Raw genomic sequence first — 5,952 nt, forward strand, 5'->3', positions numbered from 1 at the left:
GGCTGGGGGGGTCCAGGGGGACGTGCCTACGACGTTTGTCGCTCGTACCCGGTAGTGGTAGGTCATGCCTCGGGCCAGGCCGGTGTTGGTGAAGCCTCGGCCGGTCACGTGGAACGTCGCCGGTTCACGGGTGAAGGCGGCGTCGGTGGCGCGCTGCACGACGAAACCGGCGCCCGGTCCGGCCGGCGTCGGCGCCGACCAGGTCACCGTCACACTGGCGGTGTCCGGCCCGGACACGCTCGCGGTGACGCTCACGCCGGTGGGCGCGACCGGCCGGGCCGGTGTGGTCACGGTGGCCACTGTCGACCAGGGTGAGGCGGCGCCCAGGTACGTCGTGCGTACCCGGTAGTAGTACGTGGTGTCCGGCGCGACGGCCGGGTCCACGTGGGACTCGCCCACGGCGATGGCCGTGGTGCCCGGACCGCTGGTGAACGTCGGGTTCGTGGCCCGCTGCACGTCCACGCCTGTGGCGAAGGAGTGGTTGGCCCAGCGCAGCGCCACCCGCAGCGGCCCGGTCGGCGGCAGCACCGCTGTCACCCGGGTCGGCGCGGACAGGTGCACCGCCGCCGGTACGGCGTTGGACCAGGACGAGCAGCTCACCGCGTTCTCGGCACGGATCCGGTAGTGGTAGGTGACGCCGGGGGTGACTGTGGCGTCGGTGTACCGGGTGGCGGTGGCGGCCACCGTGATCTCGGTCAGTCCGGTGGTGAAGGTGCTGTCGGTGGCGCGTTGCAGCCGGTGGCTCGTCGGTACGGGCCGGCTGCCGTTGCCGGTCCAGGTCAGCGCGATGGCGGGGAGCGCGGTGGCGCTGCCGGGTGCCGGGGTGGCGGTGAGGCCGGTCGGCGCCTTGGGTGCCACGCGCACCACCAGCGGCCGGCTCATGCCCTGGTCGCGGAGTCCGGCCGAGCGGGTCTGCCAGCGGTACTCCCAGCCGAGGTTGACCAGCTGGTTGACCACGACCGCGGGGCGGCCGTCGACCGGGCTGACCGGACCGGCGTCCAGCCGTGCGCCGGCCGGGCGGGTCGGGTCGAGCAGCCGTACGCTGTCGCCGATCTTGAACGGCAGGGCTGGTGGGACGGGACGCAGCGCCACCACGACGTCCTCCCGGGGGTTGACCCGGACGGTGTCCTTCCAGCCCAGCTCGCCCGGGTCGGGCGGGCGGACCGTGCCGTCCCAGCCGACCCGGTTGACGAGCTGGACGTCGCAGCCCTCGATGTGGACGGCATGGGTGCGCGGGGCGTCGCCGACGATCCGCCAGAGCTGGGTGCCGTCGCCGGGCGCGCCGACCGCGACCGCCGGGTCGGTGGCGTGCAGCACCTCGGTGGCCGGGTCGGCCGGTCCCAGCGGCAGGGTGGCCGGGGCGAGCGGCCCGGCGACCGGGTGGCCGACGCCGAGCCGTCCCACCGCGCGGCCGTGCCGGGCCTCGAACACCTGCCCGACCGACTTCACGGCCAGCGGCAACGTGACCGGGGCGGTCGCGCCCGCCGGGGTGAACGTGACCGAGGTGGCCCGCGCGGGAACCAGCGTCGGGCGCGGGGTGGAGGTGCCGATCGCGGTGTCGTACGCGGGTTGCGGCACGATCGGCGGCGGCTGGCTGCGGGCGTACGCCCCGGGTAGCCGCTCGGCGAGCCGCCGGGTGTCGTACGGCTGCGCGGGGGTGCCGGTGACCCGGATCTGGAGCAGCGTGCGGGTGTTCGGGCCGTACCCGGGGCGGGTCGGCGGCAGACCACCGGCGGCGGTCCGGTCGGGCGCGCCGGTGTGGTGGTCGTAGCGGGTGTCGAACCGGGGCAGCGGCGCGGGGCAGTCGTTGTAGAGGATGAGCGTGCTGCCCGGGGCCACCGTGGAGAAGTCCACCACCACGTCGGCGCGTTCGCCGGGGGCGAGCAGCAGCGCGTGCCCGTCCACGTTGAGCACTGTCGGGTCCTGCCTGTCGTACCGGTAGTCCACCGGCCGGTTGGTCAGCACCACGGGGGCGGGGAGCAGGCCGCCCTCGTTGCCGATCTGGATCATCTCGGGCCCGGCCGCGGCCGGGTCGGGCACGCCGCCGTCGCGCCCGTCCGCCGGCCAGTACGCGGGCCGCCCGGGGGCGCGTACCGCCTCGACCATCGGCACCTCACCGGCGTCCGGGTCGGCCGGGCTGCCGTCCTCGGCCCACATCGGCGCGTCGGAGGCGGCCCGGTAGAGCTGGAGGTTGAGCGCGCGGTCCGCGCAGGCGTTGAGGATCCGGAACCGGTACGCCCGCGGCGCGACCTCCAGGTACGGGTAGGCGACGCCGTTGACGAGCGGAGTGTCGCCGTACGCGTCGGGGACCGCCGACGGGTGCGGCACGCCCGGTACCAGCGGCGGCTCGTCCGGGTCGGTGTCGGGGTCGTGGTGCGGGTTCGGCACCGGGGCGACCCACGGGCTGGCGCCGCCGTCCGGGTCGTGAGTCCACGGCCCGTAGTCCCAGCGCCCGGTCGGGTTGGTGCCGGTGAGCCGGTACGGGTTCTGCCGCGGCTGGTAGACGTGCGGGTGCCACAGGCTGCCCTTGGCACCCCAGCGGTCCCGGTCCCAGGTGGGGTCCTGGGCGGCGAGCTGCGCGTCGTCGGGTACGAACGTCTTGTCCTCGATCACCAGCGGGAGCTGGTCGGCGGGCAGCACGCCGTCGTCGACGAGCCGTTCCTCGGCCGGGTCGGTGAGCAGGTAGAGCGCGATCTGCCCGGAGTAGACGGTGAGCCGGGACAGGCCGAGCGTGTTGTCGTGCAGCCACATGAGCCGGCCGCTCTGGTCGTTCGGGAAGTACAGCGTGGTGGCGCCCGCGCCGGGCGGCGGCATGTCCGGCACCGGCGTCACACCCACACCCGTCGGGTACGGGGTGATCTCGCCGGCCGGGGTCACCCACTGCCACGGGTTGCCGGCGCTGATCCACCCGGTCTGCGCGCCGGACAGGTGCGGTACGGCGCGGTTCTGCGGGTACGGCGCGGGACCGTGCGGTCCGGCTCCGGCGCCGTCGACCGTCTCGTCCACGGGCAGGAACAGCTCCCCGGCCCGTCCGGTGGGGAGCTGGTTGATGAACTTGATCCGTACCGGGCGGCCCCGCCGGGCCACGATCATCGGGCCGAGGTGCCAGGGGCGGTCGGGCGGGCCGACCGTGTTGTGCCCGGAGGCGTCGGTGCCCAGGTTGAGCTGGCGGTAGCCGCGCAGCCGGGTGGCGGGCAGGTCGCGGTGCAGGCGCTGCGCGTACTCCTGGAGGCCGATCTCGTAGTAGTCGCAGCCCGGCCAGGTGATGGTGTCCGGGACGGCGACGGGCAGGCGGGCGCCGAGCCCGGCGGTGGCCGGCTGCCCGGGGAGCGGCAGCGGGTCGACGAACTTGCGGATGCCGGTGCCGGGTACCGGGCGGCCGTCCGGGTCGAGCGTGGGCAGCGGGCTGGCGGCGGTGTTCGGCACCGGGCCGAACAGGCGCGGGACGGCGGCCGGGTCCAGGCTCGCAGGCGCCGGGCCGCCGCCGGGTTCCTCGTCACTGCCGCGAGCGGCCGGAACGGCGGGCGCGACGGAACCGGCCGGCGTCGGGTCACCGGTGGGCGCGGTCTCCTCGGCGATGGCGACGACGGCGGCGCGGTCCGGGCGTCCGGGCCGGCTGCGGCGGAACAGCACCATGGCTCTCCCCGGGGTCGGGGCGCGCCGGCCGACACCCCGGCGTGGCGGGCGTACGCGCTGCTGACGATCCGTGAGCGGTCCACCGCAGCATGCGACGTCACAGGGGTGAGGCGGAAGTACCCAATCGTCCCTATCTCGGCCGATCTTGGGCGTTTCGTGGAAGTTCCACGGCGGGTTGGCAGGCCGGACACCAGTAGGTGACCCGTTCGCCCAGTTCCTCCTTGCGAATGGCCGTCCCGCAGCGGCGGCACGGCTGCGCCCGCCTGCCGTAGACGTAGCTGGTGCCGCCCCGGTGCAGCACTCCTGTGGTGCTCTGCGTCCAGCGGCCCCGGTTGGCCGCGAGCAGCCGCTGGGCCAGCGCGACGGTGCCCGGCAGGTCCGGCACCGCGCCCACCGGTGTCCACGGCGACACGCCGCGCAGGAACAGCACCTCACACTTGTAGAGGTTGCCCACCCCGGCCAGGTTGCGCTGGTCGAGCAGCGCCTCACCGATGGTGCGGTCCGGGTCGGCCGCGAGCCGGCGGACCGCCTCGTCGGCGTCCCAGTCCGGGCCGAGCAGGTCCGGGCCGAGGTGGCCGACGAGCGACTCCTCCTCGGCGGTCGGCACCAGCGCCAGCTCGTGCAGGTGGTAGCCGACGGCGACAGCGGCGGGGGAGCGCAGCACCACCCGGATCAGGTGCGCGGGCCGTCCGCTCCAGCGCTCACCCGGGGCGTACGCCCGCCAGGCGCCGTCCATCCGCAGGTGCGAGTGCAGCGTCCACGGCTCGGCGTCGGTGCGGGTGAGGCGCAGCAGCAGGTGTTTGCCCCGGCTGGCCGACTCGCGCACGGTCCAGCCGGTGAGGTCGGTGGTGGCGAGTTGCGGCACGCGGAAGTCGGACCCGGTGAGCCGGGCCCCGGCGAGCGCGCGTTGCAGGACGCGTGCGGTGTTCCAGACGGTGTCGCCTTCGGGCACCCGGCCATTGTCCCCCGGCCGAGCAGAATTCGCATGTGTCGCTATTTGTACTGAGGTTCCACTTGATCTGCGGAAACGCAACGATCAGGGGGTTCTGAGGAGAATGCTGATGGCACCTTCACGACGTCGTACCGTCGTCGCCCTGACCGCCCTGCTCACCGTGGCCGCCGGACTGCCCGGCACGCCCGCGTCGGCCGCGCCCCCGCCCACCGCCGTACCGGCCCGCGCCGCCGCGCCCGGCCCCGAACGCTGGTCCGTCGACCTCGCCGTCGCCGGCGGCGACGACGTCAACGTCGCCTGGCGGTCCGGCCGCCTGCGGCTCGCCGACCCCCGGCCCAACGCCCGCACCCGCCCGGCCGCCGTCGGCGGACCGGTCGCCGAGGGAATCCTGCTGTCCGCGCCGCGCACCCTGGACCGGCCCGCGACCCGGGTACGCGCACAGTTCGCCGCCCGCACCGGCGACGGGGGTACGGCGGTGGCACAGGTACGCGGCTGGCGTGGCCGAGGCTGGACCGAGTGGCGCGACGCCACCGAGGCGGTGTTCGACGCACCGGTCAGCCGGGTGCAGGCGCGCGTCGTGCTGACCACCAGCGGCAGCGCGTCGGAGGCCACCGTCACCGGCCTGACCCTGGCCGCCGACAAGGTCGCCACCACGGCGGTCCAGCCGGCCGCCGCGCTCAAGTACCGGGTGTACACGACCCGGATCGGCCTGGTCGGCGGCATCACCGCCAACGGGCACACGGTGCGTACCCGGGACCACTTCGCGGCGCTGCCCACCCGGCGCGGCCTGTCCCCGCGCAACACCGGCGACTACACCGTCAAGGTCTGCACGACGAACGGCAGCCGCTGCGAGTACGCCCCGGTGTGGGACGTCGGCCCGTGGAACACCCGCGACGACTGGTGGAACCCGGCGTCGATCAGGGAGAACTGGAAGGACCTGCCGCGCGGGCTGCCCGAGGCGCAGGCGGCGTACCAGAACGGCTACAACGGCGGGCGCGACCAGTTCGGCCGTACCGTCCGCAACCCGGCCGGGCTGGACCTGGCCGACGGGACGTTCTGGGACGGGCTGCGGCTCACCGACAACGCCTGGGTGGACGTGACGCTGCTGTGGACCGGCGGCGGGGCGCGGGCGGTGGTCGGCTCCGGGCCGCTGAACCTGCGTGCCGGGGCGAGCACCTCGTACGCGAGCCGGGGCCTGGCCGCCACGTACGCCCACGTGCCGGTGCAGTGCTACGTGACAGGGCAGCGGATCGCCGGCACGTACCGCACGACGACGAGGTGGTACCGCCTGGTGGGCGGCAACTACGTCAGCCACGCGTACCTGTCCTCGATCTACGGCGGCACAGTCCCCCGCTGCTGACGCC

The 5,952-nt window shown here is 75.0% G+C and carries 3 protein-coding genes; 1 reads left to right on the plus strand and 2 read right to left on the minus strand.

What is annotated here, in order from left to right; translation table 11 throughout:
* Both ABD52_RS35795 and ABD52_RS35800 read right to left on the minus strand, forming a co-directional pair.
* The coding region (locus tag ABD52_RS35795) for a fibronectin type III domain-containing protein (RefSeq protein WP_047894655.1) at nt 1-3,636 on the minus strand (3,636 nt) is incomplete at its 3' end.
* A 130-nt stretch (nt 3,637-3,766) separates the two neighbouring features.
* Entirely contained in the window at nt 3,767-4,588 is an 822-nt protein-coding gene (locus tag ABD52_RS35800; RefSeq protein ID WP_047894656.1) for a DNA-formamidopyrimidine glycosylase family protein, read from the minus strand.
* 109 nt (nt 4,589-4,697) lie between these two features.
* Here ABD52_RS35800 and ABD52_RS35805 point away from each other — a divergent pair, with 109 nt between their 5' ends.
* Entirely contained in the window at nt 4,698-5,948 is a 1,251-nt protein-coding gene (locus ABD52_RS35805; RefSeq protein ID WP_047894657.1) for a hypothetical protein, read from the plus strand.
* The last annotated feature ends 4 nt before the right edge of the window (nt 5,949-5,952 follow it).

Source organism: Micromonospora sp. RV43 (assembly GCF_001029515.1).
In the GTDB taxonomy this organism is placed as follows: domain Bacteria; phylum Actinomycetota; class Actinomycetes; order Mycobacteriales; family Micromonosporaceae; genus Micromonospora; species Micromonospora aurantiaca.